The sequence below is a fragment of the Paenibacillus timonensis genome (assembly GCF_022427145.1).
Classification (GTDB): Bacteria; Bacillota; Bacilli; order Paenibacillales; family Paenibacillaceae; genus Fontibacillus; species Fontibacillus timonensis.
In genome coordinates, this window is the sequence record NZ_JAKSXN010000050.1 from 1 (window position 1) to 17,748 (window position 17,748).

Annotated in this window: 18 protein-coding genes and 1 pseudogene; 15 read left to right on the plus strand and 4 right to left on the minus strand. The window is 54.6% G+C overall.

What is annotated here, in order from left to right; all coding sequences use genetic code 11:
* Positions 1 to 47 precede the first annotated feature (47 nt).
* Positions 48 to 1,160 (minus strand): NADH:flavin oxidoreductase, encoded by a 1,113-nt coding sequence (locus MJ257_RS18205; RefSeq protein WP_240270573.1) that lies wholly within the window; start codon positions 1,158 to 1,160, stop codon positions 48 to 50.
* A gap of 101 nt (positions 1,161 to 1,261) precedes the next feature.
* Positions 1,262 to 1,588, minus strand: a complete 327-nt coding sequence (locus MJ257_RS18210) for an ArsR/SmtB family transcription factor (protein ID WP_178018701.1) — start codon at positions 1,586 to 1,588, stop codon at positions 1,262 to 1,264.
* 427 nt (positions 1,589 to 2,015) lie between these two features.
* On the opposite strand from MJ257_RS18210, the gene MJ257_RS18215 reads away from it, so the two are divergent.
* Together MJ257_RS18215 and MJ257_RS18220 are read left to right on the plus strand one after the other, a co-directional pair.
* Positions 2,016 to 2,897, plus strand: coding sequence for a putative RNA methyltransferase (locus MJ257_RS18215; RefSeq protein WP_240270574.1), 882 nt, complete (start codon positions 2,016 to 2,018; stop codon positions 2,895 to 2,897).
* Positions 2,898 to 2,962: 65 nt separating this feature from the next.
* Complete coding sequence (locus tag MJ257_RS18220) at positions 2,963 to 3,646, plus strand: DUF554 domain-containing protein (protein WP_240270575.1); 684 nt, start codon at positions 2,963 to 2,965, stop codon at positions 3,644 to 3,646.
* A gap of 238 nt (positions 3,647 to 3,884) precedes the next feature.
* Here the strand turns inward: MJ257_RS18220 and MJ257_RS18225 are convergent, their stop codons facing one another.
* Positions 3,885 to 4,061: a hypothetical protein gene (locus MJ257_RS18225; protein WP_240270576.1), complete on the minus strand. Its 177-nt coding sequence runs from the start codon at positions 4,059 to 4,061 to the stop codon at positions 3,885 to 3,887.
* A gap of 116 nt (positions 4,062 to 4,177) precedes the next feature.
* Here MJ257_RS18225 and MJ257_RS18230 point away from each other — a divergent pair, with 116 nt between their 5' ends.
* From MJ257_RS18230 to MJ257_RS18245, 4 genes and pseudogenes are all read left to right on the plus strand, one after another.
* Positions 4,178 to 4,375 carry a hypothetical protein gene (locus tag MJ257_RS18230; protein ID WP_240270577.1) on the plus strand — a complete coding sequence of 66 codons (198 nt, stop codon included), beginning with the start codon at positions 4,178 to 4,180 and terminating at the stop codon, positions 4,373 to 4,375.
* 19 nt (positions 4,376 to 4,394) lie between these two features.
* Positions 4,395 to 4,673: an alpha-amylase family protein gene (locus tag MJ257_RS18235; protein WP_240270578.1), complete on the plus strand. Its 279-nt coding sequence runs from the start codon at positions 4,395 to 4,397 to the stop codon at positions 4,671 to 4,673.
* Positions 4,670 to 4,918, plus strand: a complete 249-nt coding sequence (locus MJ257_RS18240; protein ID WP_240270579.1) for a GH36 C-terminal domain-containing protein — start codon at positions 4,670 to 4,672, stop codon at positions 4,916 to 4,918. Before MJ257_RS18235 ends, MJ257_RS18240 begins: the two co-directional genes overlap by 4 nt.
* 149 nt (positions 4,919 to 5,067) lie before the next feature.
* Positions 5,068 to 5,313: pseudogene (locus tag MJ257_RS18245) on the plus strand (glycoside hydrolase family 130 protein); the annotation flags it as partial.
* A gap of 71 nt (positions 5,314 to 5,384) precedes the next feature.
* Here MJ257_RS18245 and MJ257_RS18250 read toward each other — a convergent pair.
* The gene (locus MJ257_RS18250) at positions 5,385 to 5,870 is read right to left on the minus strand and encodes a DUF6803 family protein (protein WP_240270580.1); all 486 of its coding nucleotides are present in this window, start codon (positions 5,868 to 5,870) and stop codon (positions 5,385 to 5,387) included.
* 237 nt (positions 5,871 to 6,107) lie between these two features.
* Here MJ257_RS18250 and MJ257_RS18255 point away from each other — a divergent pair, with 237 nt between their 5' ends.
* The 9 genes from MJ257_RS18255 to MJ257_RS18295 all read left to right on the plus strand — a co-directional run bounded on the left by MJ257_RS18255 (position 6,108) and on the right by MJ257_RS18295 (position 17,746).
* Complete coding sequence (locus tag MJ257_RS18255) at positions 6,108 to 7,202, plus strand: glycosyltransferase (RefSeq protein WP_178018726.1); 1,095 nt, start codon at positions 6,108 to 6,110, stop codon at positions 7,200 to 7,202.
* Entirely contained in the window at positions 7,199 to 7,840 is a 642-nt protein-coding gene (locus tag MJ257_RS18260) for a glycerol-3-phosphate acyltransferase (protein ID WP_240270581.1), read from the plus strand. The genes MJ257_RS18255 and MJ257_RS18260 overlap by 4 nt, the downstream gene beginning before the upstream one ends.
* A 126-nt stretch (positions 7,841 to 7,966) precedes the next feature.
* Positions 7,967 to 8,140: a hypothetical protein gene (locus MJ257_RS18265; protein WP_178018730.1), complete on the plus strand. Its 174-nt coding sequence runs from the start codon at positions 7,967 to 7,969 to the stop codon at positions 8,138 to 8,140.
* Positions 8,141 to 8,289: 149 nt separating this feature from the next.
* Positions 8,290 to 10,005 (plus strand): sensor histidine kinase, encoded by a 1,716-nt coding sequence (locus tag MJ257_RS18270; protein ID WP_240270582.1) that lies wholly within the window; start codon positions 8,290 to 8,292, stop codon positions 10,003 to 10,005.
* Positions 10,006 to 10,140: 135 nt separating this feature from the next.
* Positions 10,141 to 11,715 carry a response regulator gene (locus MJ257_RS18275; RefSeq protein ID WP_240270583.1) on the plus strand — a complete coding sequence of 525 codons (1,575 nt, stop codon included), beginning with the start codon at positions 10,141 to 10,143 and terminating at the stop codon, positions 11,713 to 11,715.
* A 251-nt stretch (positions 11,716 to 11,966) separates the two neighbouring features.
* Complete coding sequence (locus MJ257_RS18280; protein ID WP_240270584.1) at positions 11,967 to 12,887, plus strand: ABC transporter permease; 921 nt, start codon at positions 11,967 to 11,969, stop codon at positions 12,885 to 12,887.
* Between the two features lie 60 nt (positions 12,888 to 12,947).
* Complete coding sequence (locus MJ257_RS18285) at positions 12,948 to 13,883, plus strand: carbohydrate ABC transporter permease (protein ID WP_240270585.1); 936 nt, start codon at positions 12,948 to 12,950, stop codon at positions 13,881 to 13,883.
* A gap of 78 nt (positions 13,884 to 13,961) precedes the next feature.
* A complete protein-coding gene (locus MJ257_RS18290) occupies positions 13,962 to 15,551 on the plus strand; it encodes an ABC transporter substrate-binding protein (RefSeq protein WP_240270586.1) in 1,590 nt (529 codons plus the stop codon).
* A gap of 116 nt (positions 15,552 to 15,667) precedes the next feature.
* Positions 15,668 to 17,746: a beta-galactosidase gene (locus MJ257_RS18295; protein WP_240270587.1), complete on the plus strand. Its 2,079-nt coding sequence runs from the start codon at positions 15,668 to 15,670 to the stop codon at positions 17,744 to 17,746.
* Positions 17,747 to 17,748: the final 2 nt, after the last annotated feature.

Genomic DNA, 17,748 nt, shown 5'->3' on the forward strand with positions numbered 1-17,748 from the left:
AAGAGCCGAAAAGGTCTTTTATAGTTAAAAGGATAAACTCCGGTGAATCAGCTTAGCGTGGCGAGGGATTCCTTCGTGAACGGCTGCAGTTCATCCACGAGGCCGTCGCGGATCTTGGCCGCCCAGGCCGGGTCGGTCAGCAGCGCGCGGCCGACGGCAACGAGATCGAACTCGCCGCGTTCAAGACGCTCGACCAATTGCTCAATCCCGGTTGTTTCCCCGCCTTGGCCCGACTCGAACAAGCTGGTGAACTCGGAGTTCAAGCCGACGGAACCGACGGTGATCGTAGGTTTGCCAGTCAGCTTGCGCGTCCAGCCGGCCAAGTTCAACTCCGAGCCCGCGAACTCCGGCTCCCAGAAGCGGCGAGTGGAGGCGTGGAAAATATCGACGCCGGCAGCACTTAATGGAGCCAAGAACCGCTCCAATTCCTCAGGAGTAGCAGCCAGCTTGGCGCTGTAGTCGACAGGCTTCCATTGCGAGAAGCGGAAAATGATCGGGAATTCCGGCCCAACTGCGGCCCGGACCGCTTCAATGACCTCAACGGCAAAGCGGGTACGCCCGACAAGGTCGCCGCCGTACTCGTCGGTACGCTTATTGGTGACCTCCCAGAAAAACTGGTCGATCAAATAGCCGTGTGCCCCGTGGATTTCGACGGCATCAAAGCCGAGGCGTTTCGCATCCGCGGCAGACTGGGCATAAGCCTGAACCAGCTCCTGAATCTCCTGCTTCGTCAGCGGTTCGGAAACCGGCTGGCCGGTTAAGCTGAGACCGGATGGGCCGATGGGATCGACATTCGACTCAGGGAACGTCTCCCGTTGGCGGGCCGTGCCGGTATGCCAGATTTGGGGAGCGATTTTACCGCCGGCTTCATGCACTTCATGGACGATCTTCTGCCACCCTGCCAATGCTTCTTCACCGTAAAAATGGGGCACATCCCGATCCGCAGGTGCTGCCGGGTGGTTAATGACCGTACCTTCCGTAATAATCAGTCCAACGCCGTTCTCCGCTCTGCGGCGGTAATAACCGGCCACGTTGGAACCGGGAACGCCGCCCGGCGAGAAAGACCGGGTCATGGGGGCCATGACGACCCGGTTTGCAAGCTTAAGACCGCCGCCTTCAAAAGGTTGGAACAGGGCGGTTGCCGTTTTGGAAATGGACATGGTGATCTCTCCTCTTTATGCCTTATTTTATACATATATCTAAATATATAGATTAACTTATGAATAAGCAAGAGAATCTTTTGTAAAATTTTCCTGAATGATTATTTGGTTTTCAGCTTGGCGGCAAATTGCTCCAGGAAGGCGTCGATCCCTTCATCATTTAGCCGATAGTAGGTATATTGCCCATGACGGCGCGATTCTAACAGTCCGCTTTTTTGCATGCTGGCTAAGTAAGAAGAAATCACGGATTGCGCCAATCCGAATTTTTCTTGAATGGAGCCGACGCATACGCTTCCCGGAAATTCCTCTTTGATGACATCCGGCAGTTCGTATTTCAATTTCTCCGGTTCCCGCAGCCAACATAGGATGTTAAGCCGAGTCTCATTCGAGAGGGCCTTCAGCACGGCCAGCATGTCTTGGTCTTTCATCTCCAGACCCCCGTTCTTGGTTGGTTTGTTCCCAGTATAACAAAACTTTCGCCGATTCATAAAGAGAGGAGATGGCAAAGTTCTTTGTTTTTGTTTGAGGTTTCGTTATAATCAAAAGGCATGATCAAACGAAGATAGGGAGGGTTAGGGAAAATGGTGCATTACATCAGACTGCGTCATTCCGCTTTGAACAAGTAATTTCATATGTTCAAAGGCTCTGTTCGCCTGAACAGGGTAAACGGGATCAGTCTGCCCATTTTCATAACTCTTCATCGGATATATTCAATAGGTGAATGAAGGAAGGCGGCCGTGCTGTCTTTCTTTTTTTGCGCCCATTAGGCCTTATTTAGGCATGCTTGTCCGGGCTTCTATGTTCATGGGCTTTCTCCCCCTTTACTCTGTAAGGCAAAGGAAAGGAAGGGAAAGCATGAATCAACCCATCAACGGCGCAGGACGCGCGAGTAACGATATATCCATCTTAAAATGCCCGGTATGCGGAGGGCGATTTGACGCGAACGGCCCGCAAAGCTTGACCTGCCCCCAAGGGCATGCGTTTGATATGGCGAAGCAAGGTTACTTCAACCTGACGATTCGTCCGGCTCATAGCCATTACGACAAGGAGCTCTTCGCCGCCAGGCGGAGTATCATTACGGAAAGCCGCTTATACGCCCCTCTGCACGAAACGATCGCAAGGATGATCGCGAACCGAGCCGGCAACCCTGCTTCTGGCGGACTGGTCGTCGATATGGGCTGCGGGGAAGGCTCGCATTTGCAGAAAATTTTGCATGGGCTGGGTCCGTCGGGCTGGATTGGCCTGGGAGTCGATTTGTCCAAAGAAGGCATCCGTTTGGCTGCCCGACAGTATGCGGATGGACTTTGGGTCGTTTCGGATTTGGCCCATGCGCCGCTGCAGGACCAATCGGCTCAGGTGGTACTCAACCTGCTGTCCCCGGCCAATTATCGGGAGTTTAAGCGAATCCTTGCTCCGGAGGGCGTTCTCGTCAAAGTCGTTCCGGGTGCGGACTACTTGCGGGAGCTGCGGGAGACGTTGCACGGCGACAGCAACAAAAGGGAATACTCCAATGCCAACATCGTGACGTTGTTCCGCCAACATTTCTCTAAGATGGAAGTGGTGCATTTAAAGTACCGGCAGTGGTTAGATACCGAGGCCTTGCGTGATTTAGTGCGCATGAGCCCGCTCGCCTGGTCCGCGGAGCAGGCGAAAATCGCGGCGTTTACGGATCGGGATGGCGCGGAAATCACCGTGGACGTGGATCTGTTGTTGGGTCGGAAGGACTCGCTTAGCTAGACGGCAAATCCGCATTGCGCTATCATTTACTAGACTAAAGATCTTGTACGGATGGGAGCAGGCATATGATCGGGACATTGGTGAACACTGCGGCGATTTTGGCGGGCAGCGTGCTGGGAAGCATTTTCAAGAAAGGGCTGAAGGAAAAGTATCAGACCGCGCTGTTTACCGCGATCGGCTTGGCCGCTACGCTGCTGGGGATTAACGCCGCGGTGACGCATATGAAGGACAGCTCGTTTCCCGTGCTGTTCATTATCAGCTTGGCGGCGGGGAGTCTGATCGGGACGGCGCTGGATATCGACGGTAGTTTCCAGAGGCTGGTCGGGCGTTTCTCCACCTCGAATCTAGGTCAGGGGTTGTCCACGGGAATTCTGCTGTTTTGCATCGGGACCCTGTCGATCCTGGGACCGATCGAAAGCGCAATTCACGGAAATCACACCTATCTGTACATGAACGCAACCCTGGATCTCGTGACCTCCATGGTGTTGGCCTCCTCGTATGGCATCGGGATTGCACTAACCGCCGTCGTGCTCTTTCTTTGGCAGGGAGCGATTTATATGAGCGCCGACTATCTGGCGCCTTTTCTGACGGCCCCGTTGCTGACCGAAATCTCCATCGTCGGCGGCGTGCTGATTGCAAGCTCGGGGTTATCGATTTTGAAAATCATCGAGGCGAAAACCTTGAACATGCTGCCGGCGTTGTTAGTGCCGGTGATCTGGTTTTTGTTGAAGGGGTTATTGGGTTATTGAAAGAACGCTCCTTTCGGGTATATCTGCCCGAAAGGAGCGTTTTCATATTGATCCATCGATCAAGCTACCTTCCGATTTTCATGAACCCTGCCAACTTCGATCTGTGATAAAGTAATAGCAAACCGGGAAAGGGATGGGTTATGAGACGCTTAATAAGACTTCAAGGCTCGGTGTTTACGCGGTTCGTGGCTGCTTTTTTACTAGCGATCATGCCGATTTGCGCGATCGGGGTGACGCTCTACAATTGGCAAATCCGCTTGTTGGACAACACGACGGTAGAAGCCTTCGGAACGGCCGCCAAACACGGCTTCGATAAAGTGGAAAACGAATTGGATAAAGTGAAGACGCTTTCATATGCAGTTTTGGCGGACGAGGATTTGCTGGCGCTGGCGAATTCCGGGATGATTATGGACAACTATCAGAAGACCGTATCGATGAACCGTTATATCCGCCGCATGGAAAATTTGCAGGACCCATCATACTTATGCGGCTTACGCAAGGGAGTCCGATCCGGCGGATCGTCCTATCGATTTGAAAAGCTTGGTGCTGCAAAAGGCGAACGCCGATCCGCTCAAAGTAAACGCCGGCGGACGGACCGCCTGGATCGTGAACCAGGATTCGGAATACCAGGGCTTAAGCCTGGCGGCTTATCTGCCCGAGGGAGAAATCAACCCTCAACTGAGGGAACTGCGTTCTCCGCTATGCGGCGCAATGTTGGCCCAGCGATAACACGGATCCCTTCGACCGTTTGTTCATCCAGCACGGTTTCACGCAGTTTTACGCTCCGCAGATCATGATGTGCTGGGTAACGGACACGCTGTCCGGCGCGGGCAAGGCGAATCGAAGCATCGCCTACAAGTTTCACAGCGCCATGTGCGGAGGGCTGGGCATCGGCGCCGACATCAACCGTCTCTCTTCGGAGGAAGCGGCAGAGTATAAGCGGCATATCCTTCAGTACAAGGAAATCCGTGAAATGATATTACGCGGGATCTCTTCCGCCTTCGGCCACCGGGCGAGTCCGGTTTGACGGCGGTAGAGTACGTCGGCCCGTCCGGGGACGAGATCGTCGTGTTGGCCTTCCTTCACACGCAGCAGTACGGGGATTCCTGTCCAAGGCTCAAGCTGCAAGGCCTTTTGGAGAACGCCCGGTATGAGCTGGCGGGGGACGGCAAGCAGTATCACGGCAGTACGCTGATGAATTACGGATTGCCGGTCGAGCTAAAGGGCGATTTCGACAGCGTCATGTTTATATTACAGCGTACTGAACGATAATTTCCCACGTAAAAGCGGAAGGCCCTCTTTCCGTCAGGGAAGGGAGCCGTACGTCGCAGCTGTTTATGCCTGGCGCTTTTTTTAGCTTCGGTCGGGAAGGCATACCGCCCGAATCGGAGCGCAGCGGCAGGGTATAACGGGATGCCAGCCATCGATACTGTATGGGGGCGGTGCTGCTTGATCTGGAAGATCCGGGAAAAGTCATCGGGCGATCGAAGCGGCCGTTTCTAGAGCCAGAAACGGATTATGAGGTGAACGGTTTTTTCGGCGGGGTCGTATTCTCCTGTGGTGCGCTGTTGGTCGGCGATACCGTCCGCATGTATTACGGAGCGGCCGACGAAGTGATGGCGGTGGCGGATATTCCGCTGAACGACATCTTTGGCACGATATCATAAAATCAAAGGGTTAGAAATTTCAGCAGATGCAATAAAAAGCCCCTTTCCATCCGAAAGGGGCTTTTGCTCGCTTAATGGGACATCCCGGCCATGCCGCCGACGATTTCTGGATTGACCATCCCGAAGATCATGGCGATGTGGGCGACGATGAGGAATCCGCTGACGAGGATAAAGTGCAGCTTCAGCTTCTCGTCCTCCGAGCGTTTGCGGCCAATGACGCCAAGTTCTAGCAGCGCCAGCGGCAGCAGGAAGAAAGCCCCGCTCAGGTAGAACCCGACAGCCACGACGTCCACCCAGGTGTGCCATTCGCCGTTAATGGTCAAAGGAATGAACGCCGTAGGGAACAAATAGAGGAAAATGCCGGTAAAATAAAGCCCTGCCAAGATACTGCAGATTTTATTGAAGGTGTTGAGGCCGCCCTGCCGCCCCCGGTTAAACAAGATGATAAATTCGGTGACGGTGATCGTCTCTGCAAAGATAACGGGGATCGCCATGAATAAAATCAAGTTCCACGGCTGGTTATCCGCCAGCAAAGACATGTAGTGCGTCATGCTCATGTTTCATTTCCTCCAAGTAGGTTATTTATTTCACAACCCATTCTACAGAGCAATTGTGTGGAAAGTATGGAGAACCCGTGTGGATTTTATTGCCCGGATTCGTTGAAAAATCTGGGAATGTCGACTACACTATCGATAGTCTCTCATACTTTTTCGGACATCAACGCTATTACGGACATAGAATACTCATATACGTGATTTCACTTTATTTCCGGCAAGCGGAGAGGTGGGGCAGCGATGGGATTTTGGATCGTATTGGCAATCGGATGGATTGCGGGAGTTATTCTGTTTCGAAAAATCGTGCTTCGCGAACGGGAGGAATCGTATCGCGGCACGGAAAAGGTATCGGTCATCATCCCGGCGCGGAACGAAGCGGGGAATTTGCCGCAGCTGCTGGGTTCGCTGCAAAAGCAAACCTATCCGCCATATGAAATCATCGTGGTGGACGATTTTTCCGAAGATGGAACTTATGACATTGCCGCGGATTACGGGGCAAAGGTGTTCCGCAACGAGGCATTGCCCCCCGGCTGGACGGGGAAAACTTGGGCGGTATGGAACGGATACCGGCAATCGACCGGCGAGGTGATCGCCTTCCTCGATGCCGACATCCGCTTGGCCCCCCGGGCGCTCGAATCGCTGCTGCAGGCGCGGGCCGAAGCCGGAGGCGTCATTTCCGCAGTGCCGTTTCATGTCACGGAGAAGTTTTACGAACGCCTGGCGTTGATTACCAACGTCCTGGGCGTATTTGCCTTTACGTCGCCGTTTGAGCAAAACAGCCCGCATAAAGGGCTATACGGCTCCTGCATCGTGACGACGCGCCGCGATTACGAGGCGATCCAGGGGCATGACAGCATCCGTTCGGAACTGCTGGACGATTTGAACCTCGGCGCCAAATTCCGGGCGGCGGGGCTCCGCGTAACCAATTTTCTCGGCGGCGGCCTCGTCTCCTTCCGCATGTATCCGAACGGGATTCGCAGCGAGCTGGAGGGGTTCGGCAAAGGCGCGGTGCTGAGCACCGCCAAGCTTCGGCCGGCCACCACGCTGCTGGTGGCCGCGTGGCTGATCGGGCTGATCGCTTCCGAAGGCGCGTTGTTCCTTTGGAATACGTCATGGGCCTATCCGCTGCTGTTCGGGTATTTGCTGTATGCGGCGCAGCTTTATTTTCTGGTGCGTTATGTAGGGAAGTTCGGCGTGTTCATGCCTCTGCTTCACGTGTTGTCTACGCTCTTCTTTCTGGTGGTGCTGCTCTACTCGGCCTATCAGGTGGCGTTTCGCGGATCGGTCACCTGGAAAGGCCGGGATGTGCAGGTAGGAAGCAGGGGAGATCGATGATTCTATGGCTGGCTGTCGCTGAGTTCCTATGCGGGGCGTTGATGTTTTCCTATTGGCTGGGCAAGGCGGCGCGGAAAGACTTGAAGCACGTTGGGGACGGCAACCCTGGGGCATTCAACTTATGGCGGGCCGCCGGTTACCGCTGGGGGCTGGCGGGCATCGCGCTGGATTTCCTGAAAGGATATGTGCCGCTGGTATTTCTGATCGAATCGGGAACGCTGGGACGGGATTACGGAATGACGATCGTCGCCGCCGCGCCGATTCTTGGCCACGCTTTTTCGCCCTTTCTGAAATTTAAGGGAGGCAAGGCGATTGCGGTAACCTTCGGCGTTTGGTGCGCGTTAACCCGATTTGAGGCTGCTTTGGCCTATGCGGTGATTCTGGCCGTGCTGCTTGCGGGATTTTCATTCTATAAAAAAGGGAAATACGCGTCACGGGAAGCCGACGGCTTCCAGGTCGTGGCCGGCATGGCGCTATTATCGGTTTATCTCCTGGCTTCCGGTTCTCCTCCCGCTTTATGGGGCGTATGGCTGGTGAACCTGCTGGTATTGGCGTACGCCAATCGCCAGGCGATTCGGGTCTTCCTGACCGGGAAGGGCGGCAAGCTCCCCCGCTCCGGCGATGGCGTTACGCTGTGACCGGCAGGTTGTTGGCGGCGATCGAAGCGAGCACGCAACCATATGAAGAAAAACTAGCAACCAAGGTATATCTGAGGGAAAATATAGAAAGCCTAGTAGCAACTTATACGGAAGGAGCAAAGCTGTATGGATGCTACTCTTGGAGCGGATGAAGTTGTCCGCCGAATCAAACGGTTGCAGAGCGAAGGCGTTTCGCTGAGCAAAAAGCAGGTCAAGCAAAACGATCCGGAGTTGATGCGCAACGCTTTGTTTTATTTTCCCAGCTGGGAACATGCCGTAAAGAACGCGGAAGTTTTGTAAGGAAACACCCCATAACCAATTCGGGCTGGCATTGAGGATGCCATGACCGGATTGGTTTTTTTTTGGTTGTTTATTTTCCGGACAAGGGCCGATATGATGGAGATGAGGATTCGTGTAAGCGATTAAATTGATGAGAAAGCCTGGGGCCGATGAAAAAATACATTCCCTTCACCTATAAAATGCTGATTCCCTACCTGCTGCTCGTCTTATTGACGGACGCGATCATCGGTTACGCATCGTACACGATGCTGATCCAATCCCGAACGGAGATGGCCGAGACGAACATCCGTACCGGCATGGAACAAGCCCGGAACAACATCCGCTATCAGATGGACGAAATCCAGCGGATGTCGGACACCCTGTTCGGCGACCTGGCGTTTCAGCGGGCGCTTCAGGCCAAAGGCGAGCCCTATGACATCTATTTGGTGATGCTCGATGAAATCGTTCCGGAAATCACCGCGCCGCTCAAACTGTTCGGCAACGATATCCGGCTGATGCTGTATACGCTGAACAGCGAGCTGAACATCGTTTCGGGCGACAATTTGGAAGAGCCGATCCAGGACAGCGATTATTACATCCTGCCGTTCGAGGACATCCAGGACAGCGCCTGGTATCAGGAATTCAAGGATTCCGAACGGGACAACATCTGGCTGCAGATCGACACCGATCAGCGGCTCGGAAACATCTCCCACATCCGTCGTCTGGTTTCGTACAGCGGAAACATGACCGTGATCGGGTATGTCCGCATCACCGCTTCCCTGGATGATTTATTCGGCGACTTCTCCACGTTTCCCGTTGAACAGGGGATCACGGTGCGCCTGATTAACGAGGCGTCGGACGGCACCTTGCTCTATCAACGGGGCAACGCCGAAATGGGAGCCCGGCATGACGACTATTTGAGTCTGCATGAGCCGATTCCAGGCTCCGATTTCGTGATAGAAGCGCTGGTTCCGAAGGCGTATCTGACCAAGGATGCCGGCAGGCTGCAGCGCGTGATTTTTACCGTATGCGGGATCAGCTTCCTCGGCATGGCGTTCATCGGCTACATCGTGGCCCGGTTGTCCGGCCGGAAGATGAAACGGATCGTTTGGCTTGTCCGCTCGTTTCAGGAAGGGAACTTCCAGAAGCGGATCCGCTTCTCGGGCAACGACGAATTCGTGCATATCGCCGATGCGTTTAACGTCATGGCCGCCAATATCCAAGGGCTGATCAACAGCGTGTACGTGCAGGGGATCCAGAAGAAACAAGCGGAGCTGGAGGCTTTGCAGGCGCAGATTAATCCGCATTTCCTCTACAATACGTTGTCGACGATCAGCAGCCTCGCCAATCTCGGCGAAACGGCCAAGGTGACCGATATGGTCCAGGGCTTGTCGCGATTTTACCGGTTGACCTTGAATCAAGGAAACGTATTTACGCCGCTGGAGAACGAATTGATGCAGGTGGAGACCTATCTGGACATTCAGCGGGTGAAATATGCCGGCGCCTTTTCCGTCCATATGGACGTGGATCCGGAGATCCTGCAGGTGCAGGTGATGAAGCTGATTCTGCAGCCGTTCGTGGAGAATACGTTTAAGCATGCCTGGTTTGGCGAGTCGATTGCGATCGTGATAACGGGGAAACGGCAGGGCGATAACCTTGAACTGAAAGTGATCGACAACGGCATCGGCATGAAACCGGAGACGGTACAGCGGCTGCTCGTCGGTCCCACCCAATCCGGGGGTTACGGGGTAAAGAACGTCAACGAGCGGATTAAGCTCCGCTACGGCGACAAGTACGGGATTCGCATCGCCAGCGTTTACGGGGGCGGAACGACGGTCCAAATCATCCTTCCGGCGAACCCGGGGGCGCTTCCATCCTTGGAATAACCTCGGTATTCGGCGCACTTGAGACAATAAATCGGTGAATTTGTATAGGTTTTCATTGCAAACCGCTATGTTCAGGGCAAAGAACGACAAGTATGCTCGAGGTAAGGAGCAAAAATACCAGAAGGAATGACGGCCATGAATATCAACGTATTGCTTGTCGACGACGAGGCGGTCGATCTCGAGTGGCTGCGGCGCAGAGTGATGGGCAGCGGGCTGAACCTGCAGGTAACGGCGACGGCCAATAACGGCTTTAATGCGCTCAAAGCGATGGAACAGGAGCGGATCGACCTGATTCTCTCCGATATCCGCATGCCGATCATGTCAGGAATCGAATTCGCCCGCAAAGCCAAAGAGATTCATCCCGGCGTCAAAATCGTGTTCATCAGCGGGCACGAAGACTTTGAATACGCGAAAGAGGCAATCAAGATCAGCGCCTCGGGTTATTTGCTGAAGCCCGTGGAAGATCAGGAGCTCTATAAGATGCTGGGCGAGCTCTGCGCCGCGATCGAACGGGAACGGGATCAGGACCGCACGTTTACGGAGGCGCTTACACTCGTGAACGAGGAATTGCTGCTGCGCTGGCTGAACGAGATTTCCCCGGAGCAAGTGGAGGGGCATATCCGCGGGTTTCTGCAGACGCTCTTCAAAACGGGAACGGCGGCAGCCCTCGTCGAAATCGACGACCTGGAATGGAAGACCGGCGATATGCCGGAGGAGGAGCGGCGCAAGCAAATTCAGAAGGTCATGGCGTTCATCCGGCATTTTGCCATGGAAATGAAGCTGGGCACGTTTATCGTTAGCCAGCCGACGCGGTTTATCCTGCTTGCGTCTGTACCGGAAACGGCTTTCCTGGAGCTGCTGGAGGAGCTGATCCGGGCGGTTCGGGGGATATCCCCGTTCTCCGTGACGGTTGGGGTCGGAGGTTTCGCGCTGGATGAAGAGGGGCTGCGGGCGTCCTACCGTCAAGCACAGGCCGCGCTCAGCGCCAAGTGGCTGGTCGGCAAGGACCGCCTGATCCGCGAAAGCCGGGTGAACCCGGGCGAAAGCCGGTTTGCCGGTGTCCGGACGGATGAGATCCTTGGACGGATGCTGAAGGCGATACTGCACTATGACCTCGTAACGATCGACGACTGCTTGCTGGAGCTGTTTTACCAAGGTTTCCCGCTGGCTCAGAAGAACGACGTATACGATTTGATCATCCGCATCACCACCCAGCTGCATGCCGATCTGCGAGAAATCAACGAGAATTTGTACGAGCTGTTGAAATGGGATACGCACCAGCCGGTGCTGCTGTTCCAATTCGAGACGATCCACGATATCACGTCTTGGCTGCGGAAGCGGTTTTTTGAGTTGTCCGAGCTGTTGTACGTCAAGAAGCAAAAGCAAAAACGTAAGCTGATCCAGGAAATCATGTCGTATGTCGAATCGAATCTCGAGCAAAAAATGACGCTGAAGGACGTCGCGGCCCACTTTGATTTTACGCCGAACTACCTCGGCTACTTGTTCAAGGAAGAAACGGGCCGGCATTTCAGCGATTACCTGAACGAGCTCAAAACAAAACGCGTCTGCGAGCTGCTGACCGACCCGACGCTGAAAATCTACGAAATCGCCGAGCGGATGGGCTACAAGAACATCATTTACTTCAACCGGCAATTCAAGCAGTCGACCGGGATGACGCCCGGGGAATACCGGAAAGCGAACAAAATTTGACGGTCCGTTACCGTTTGTGCCTTCGCGTGTTTGCGACGCCAAGCCGGGCCCTATCCATATCTAAATCGCGTGAAAGAAGCTTGCCCCGACCTCGTCTCGCTAGTATTTTAGCGAAGGCGGGGCCTTTCTATTTCGGCATTTTTCGTCATCGTGGAATTTGTATTAGTTTTTGTTGTTTCGCTGAATCCCGCAAGTAAGCGCTCTCCTCTATACTGAGGAATATAGAGACAACCAAGAGGGGAGTTCGAAACATGAAGCGAAGCGGATTTTGGAGCGACGTGAAGAAGTATAAAGTTCTGCTGCTCATGCTGACGCCGGCCGTCCTGTTCTTCCTGCTGTTCGCCTACGTGCCGATGGCAGGGATCGTCCTGGCTTTCAAACAATACAACTACACGGGCGGGGTGTTCGGAAGCCCCTGGAACGGGCTGGATAACTTCCGGTTTTTCTTCGACTCCGGGGACGCCTGGCGGGTCACCCGCAATACGGCTTTGTATAACATCGCGTTTATCGTGGTGAACAACGTGGTTCAAATTTTTGCGGCGATCCTGCTGTTCGAGGTGGCCGGCAAATGGTTCCGCAAAATCACGCAAACCGTAATGTTCCTGCCATACTTCATTTCATGGGTTGTCGTCGGCGCGATCGCCTATAACCTGTTCAACTATGATTACGGTACGATCAACGTGCTCTTGAACGCGATCGGGCTGGAATCGCTCGATATTTACAACACGGCCGCGTATTGGCCGGTGATTCTCATCGTGGTTTCCGCGTGGAAAACGCTCGGCTATGGAACGATCATGTACCTGGCCGCCATCACGAGCATCGATACGGAAATGTACGAAGCGGCCGAGATCGACGGCGCTAACGTCTTCCAACGGATTCGCAAAATCACGATTCCGAACCTCTATCCGACGGTCATCATTCTGGTGCTGCTTGCGATCGGAAATATTTTCCGCGGGGATTTCGGAATGTTCTATAACATGGTTGGCAACAACGGATTATTGTTCTCCTCGACCGATGTCATCGACACCTTCGTGTTCCGGATGCTCACGACCTCGAACGAGATCGGGATGTCCGCCGCGGCGGGATTCTACCAGTCCATTCTGGGCTTCGCGACCATTATGCTGGCCAACTATGCCGTACGCAAATATGACAAGGACCGCGCCTTGTTCTAGATGGAATGCTACGGCAACCGGATGAATCAACACGATTGAAACGAGTGGAGGTTAACGCTGATGAGTACGATGGCACCAAACTTGCAACCGGCCGCTAAGCCGGAAGCCCAGAAACGCAAATCGGTCGACCGTCTGCTTCTGCAGATGATCGGATATGTGGCTTTGACTTTGCTGGCGGTCTTTTGTCTCTTTCCTTTTATATTGGTGATTTCCTCCTCCTTGACGGAGGAGAGCAAAATCATCGAGGACGGGTTCCAGCTCATCCCGACCGCGTTCTCGCTGGAAGCCTACGGGATCCTGTTCAAGTATCCGCAGGAAATGCTGAAGGCGTACGGCGTGACGATTTCCGTCACCCTGCTGGGGACGCTGTTCGGGTTGTTCCTGACCTCGATGACGGCTTATGTGTTGGCGCGCAAGGATTTCAAATGGCGCAGCCACTTCTCGTTCTTCTTCTTCTTCACCACATTGTTCAGCGGCGGGCTTGTGCCTTGGTACCTGCTGATCGTGAATTATCTCGATCTGAAGGATACGCTGATCGTGCTGATTCTGCCGATGCTGATGAACGTCTTCTACATCATCGTGATGAAATCGTTTATGAGCAGCATCCCGGAGGCAATCATCGAGTCAGCCAAAATCGACGGAGCGGGCGATTTCCAGATTTTCATGCGGTTCGTGATTCCGCTGTCGAAGCCGGCGCTCGCCACCATCGGGTTGTTTATCGCCCTAGGCTACTGGAACGACTGGTATAATGCGCTCTTGTTCATCTCCAACTCCGACCTGATGCCGCTGCAGTATTACCTGTACCGCCTGCTCGGCAACATGGATGGCATGCGGAAGGCGATGATGGCGGCGGGAGCCGTCGTCTCCTCGGATATCCCGACGGAGAGCCTGAAGATGGCCATGACGATCGTGGCCACCGGCCCGATCATGATCGCGTATCCGTTCATCCAACGTTACTTCGTGCAAGGTTTAACGATTGGCGCTGTGAAAGGATGACCTCGGGGCAACCCGGTTATCAGATAGAGGAAGCAACTCAAATCTTTTCCTATCATAATTTTAGGGGGAACATCGGTCATGAAGCTGAAAAAGAAAGCAACGTTTCTTGTGGCTATGGTACTGGCGTTGACGACCTTGCTGTCCGCTTGCGGCGGCGGGAACAATAACGCGGGGAGCGGCAACGCCCCGGATACGGCGGCTCCGAACAACGCGGCGACCAATACCGCAACAACCGATGGGGCGGTGGATACGTCCCAGGAAGTGACGCTGAAGCTGTTGATGGTCGGCAGCAAGCCGGCGGATTATGACGAGGTTTACGGCGAGCTTAACAAGCTGCTGAAAGAGAAAATCAACGCAACCGTCGAAACCGAGTTTCTGGATTGGGCCGATTGGACCCAGAAATATCCGCTGAAATTCGCAGCCAATGAAGATTTTGACATCGCTTACACCGCGAACTGGGCTTTCTATAACGACCAGGTGTTGAAAGGCGGTTTCTTAGAGCTGACGGACGAGATGCTGCAGAAGTACGCTCCGAAGACTTGGGAAGCGATGCCGCAAGCCTCTTGGGATCAATCCAAGGTGAACGGCAAGCAATACATGGTGCCGAACAACAACCAGGAAGTGACCGACAAGGTCGTATTGGTTCGGGAAGACCTGCGCAAGAAATATAATCTGGAACCGGTCAACAGCCCGGAAACCTACGCCGCTTATTTGAAAGCGATCGGGGCGGGCGAGAAAGGCATCAGTCCTTTTGGCGCCAAACCGGCTGATGGATGGAAATGGCATGAGCTGGATCAAATTTTGCTGGAGCAGCAAAACGAATGGAACCTGGTCGACTACAACTTCCCGCTCGCTTACAAATTGGACGATGCAACGGGAAAAGTGTTCAACGTATACGATACGCCGGAATTCACCGAGCTGGTTAAGTATTATAAGGATTTGGCCGATAACAACGGCTGGTCCAAGAATATCGTGAGCAACAAAAACGACGTCTTCCAAGACATCAAAGCCGGCAAGACCTCCTCTTACGCGCAAAACCTGGGGACGATTTCGAGCAACGTCGGCGAAGTCCGCCGCGACAAGCCGGAAATGGAAGTAACGGTTGCGGATCTCACACCGGATAAGAAGAAAATCGGGGCGATTTCCACGCAAAACGGGATGGCGATTCACGCGACTTCGAAAAACGTGGAGCGTTCGCTGATGCTGATCGACCTGCTGCAAAACGATAAGGAAATTCACGATTTGACGATGTACGGCATCGCCGGTAAGCACTACGAGCCGATCGGCGATGACAAGTATAGCCCGGGACCAAGCTTCAACAACTACAACCTGTCGGGCTACTCCGTATGGGGCTGGAACTCGCTGCTGAACCGCACGGACTCTTCCTACCCGGAAGAAGGCACTAAAATGTTGGCGGATTGGCAGTCCAAAGTGTACCACTTCCCGCTGGAAACCTTCGTGTTTGACGATTCCAAAGTGAAGAACGAAGTCGCGAACGTAGGCAACGTGATGCTGCGTTACGCCATTCCGCTGGAATACGGCCTGATCAAAGATCTGGAGAAAGGTCAAGCCGACCTGAACAAACAGCTGCAAGCGGCCGGTCTGGATAAAATTCAACAAGAGCTGCAAAGCCAAATCGACGCATTTCTTGCCGCTCAAACCAAATAAGCAGGCCTGGGTGAAAGGAGGGGACGCCCGTCCCCTCCTTTTCTTTCATAGCAATATGGAACATGGAACAACACCTAACCTCGATACAGACTAGAAGGAACGGAGAGGATTTATTCATGAGTAGAAGCACAAAACCGATGAAATTTCCGCCGATCAGCGGCAAATTGCCGGTCTTCATGCACGGTGCCGACTATAACCCCGACCAATGGCTGCACGATCCGCAGGTGCTGGCCGAAGATATCCGGCTGATGAAGCTGGCCCATTGCAACGTGATGGCGATCGGCATTTTCTCCTGGGCTTCGCTGGAGCCGGAGGAGGGCGTTTACCGGTTCGAATGGCTGGACCGCGTGCTCGATACCTTCGCCGAGAACGGCATTTACGCCTGGTTAGCCACGCCTAGCGGTGCTCGCCCGGCCTGGATGTCGGAGAAGTATCCGGAGGTGCTGCGCGTCGAGAAGAACCGCGTTCGCAACCTCCACGGCATGCGTCATAACCACTGCTTTACGTCCCCTGTTTACCGGGAAAAAGTGACGCAGATGAATACCCAACTGGCGGAACGCTACGCCAGTCACCCGGCGGTGGTCGGCTGGCACGTGTCCAACGAATACGGCGGGGAATGCCACTGCGACTATTGCCAGGATGCTTTCCGCACCTGGCTTAAGAAGAAATACGGTTCGCTGGACGCCTTGAACCGCGCCTGGTGGACGAAGTTCTGGAGCCATACGTATACGTCCTGGTCGCAAGTGGAGTCCCCGGCCCCGCACGGCGAAATGATGGTGCACGGGCAAAACCTTGACTGGCGCCGGTTCGTATCCGACCAAACGATCGACTTTTACCAGCATGAAATAAAACCGCTGAAGCGGATCAGCCCCGACCTGCCTTGCACGGTGAATATGATGGACCTGTTCTACGGGCTGGATTACCGCGAGTTTGCGAAAGTCGTGGACGTCATTTCCTGGGACGCCTACCCGATGTGGCATGAGGCCGATTCTGACGCCGGCGTAGGTTCCTGGTTTGCATTTAACCATGACTTGTTCCGATCCTTGAAGCACAAGCCGTTTATGCTGATGGAGAGCACGCCGTCCCTGACCAACTGGCAGCCGGTCAGCAAGCTGAAGCGCCCGGGGATGCACAAGCTCTCCTCGCTGCAAGCGGTGGCCCACGGTTCCGACACGGTGCAATATTTCCAATGGCGGAAAAGCCGCGGCTCCAGCGAGAAATTCCACGGCGCGGTCATCGACCATGTCGGGCATGAGCATACGCGCGTGTTTGAGGACGTCGCATCGCTGGGCCAAACGCTTGCCGGACTAACGGAGGTGCTGGGTACCACCGTTCCGGCGGAAGCGGCCATCCTGTTCGATTGGGATAACCGCTGGGCGGTCAACGATGCACAGGGGCCGCGCAACAAAGGCATCCATTATGAGGAGACCGTCATGCAGCAGTATCGCGCCTTGTGGGAGTTGGGCGTGCCAACCGACATCATCGGCTCGTTTGACGATTTCAGCAGCTACAAGCTGCTCGTTGTACCTATGGCTTACTTGTTGCGGGAAGAAACCGGAGCCAAGATGCAGCAGTTCGTGAAGGACGGCGGCACCCTGTTCGTGACGTATTGGTCGGGCATCGTCGATGAGAACGACCTGTGCCATCTGACCGGCTTCCCGGGACCGCTGCGCAAGACGCTGGGCGTGTGGGCGGAGGAAATCGACGGCCTGCATGATCACGACCGCAACGCGCTGATTCTGGGAGAAGGGAATCCGCTGGGCCTGAGCGGTACGTACGAGATCCATGAGCTGTGCGAGCATATCCATGCGGAAGGCTCCAAGGTGTTGGGCGTCTACCGTGACGATTTCTACGCCGGGATGCCGGCCTTGACGGTAAACGAGCTAGGCCAAGGCAAAGCGTATTATTTGGCCGCCCGCGTCAGCGATCCGGCCTTCTACGAAGCGCTTTACGGCAGGCTTGTCCAGGATGCCGGCGTTCGCCGGGCGCTGGATGTCGACCTGCCGGCGGGCGTGACCGCACAGCTGCGGACGGACGGTACGCACGAGTACGTCTTCGTGCAGAACTTCTCCGGCCGCGCCGCCCGCGTCGAGCTGGATGGACGGAGCTATACCGATGCCGAAAGCGGCCTGACGGCAGGCGGTGCGATCGAGCTGCCGGTCAACGGGATCGCGATTTTGAAGCGCGAGGTTTAAGG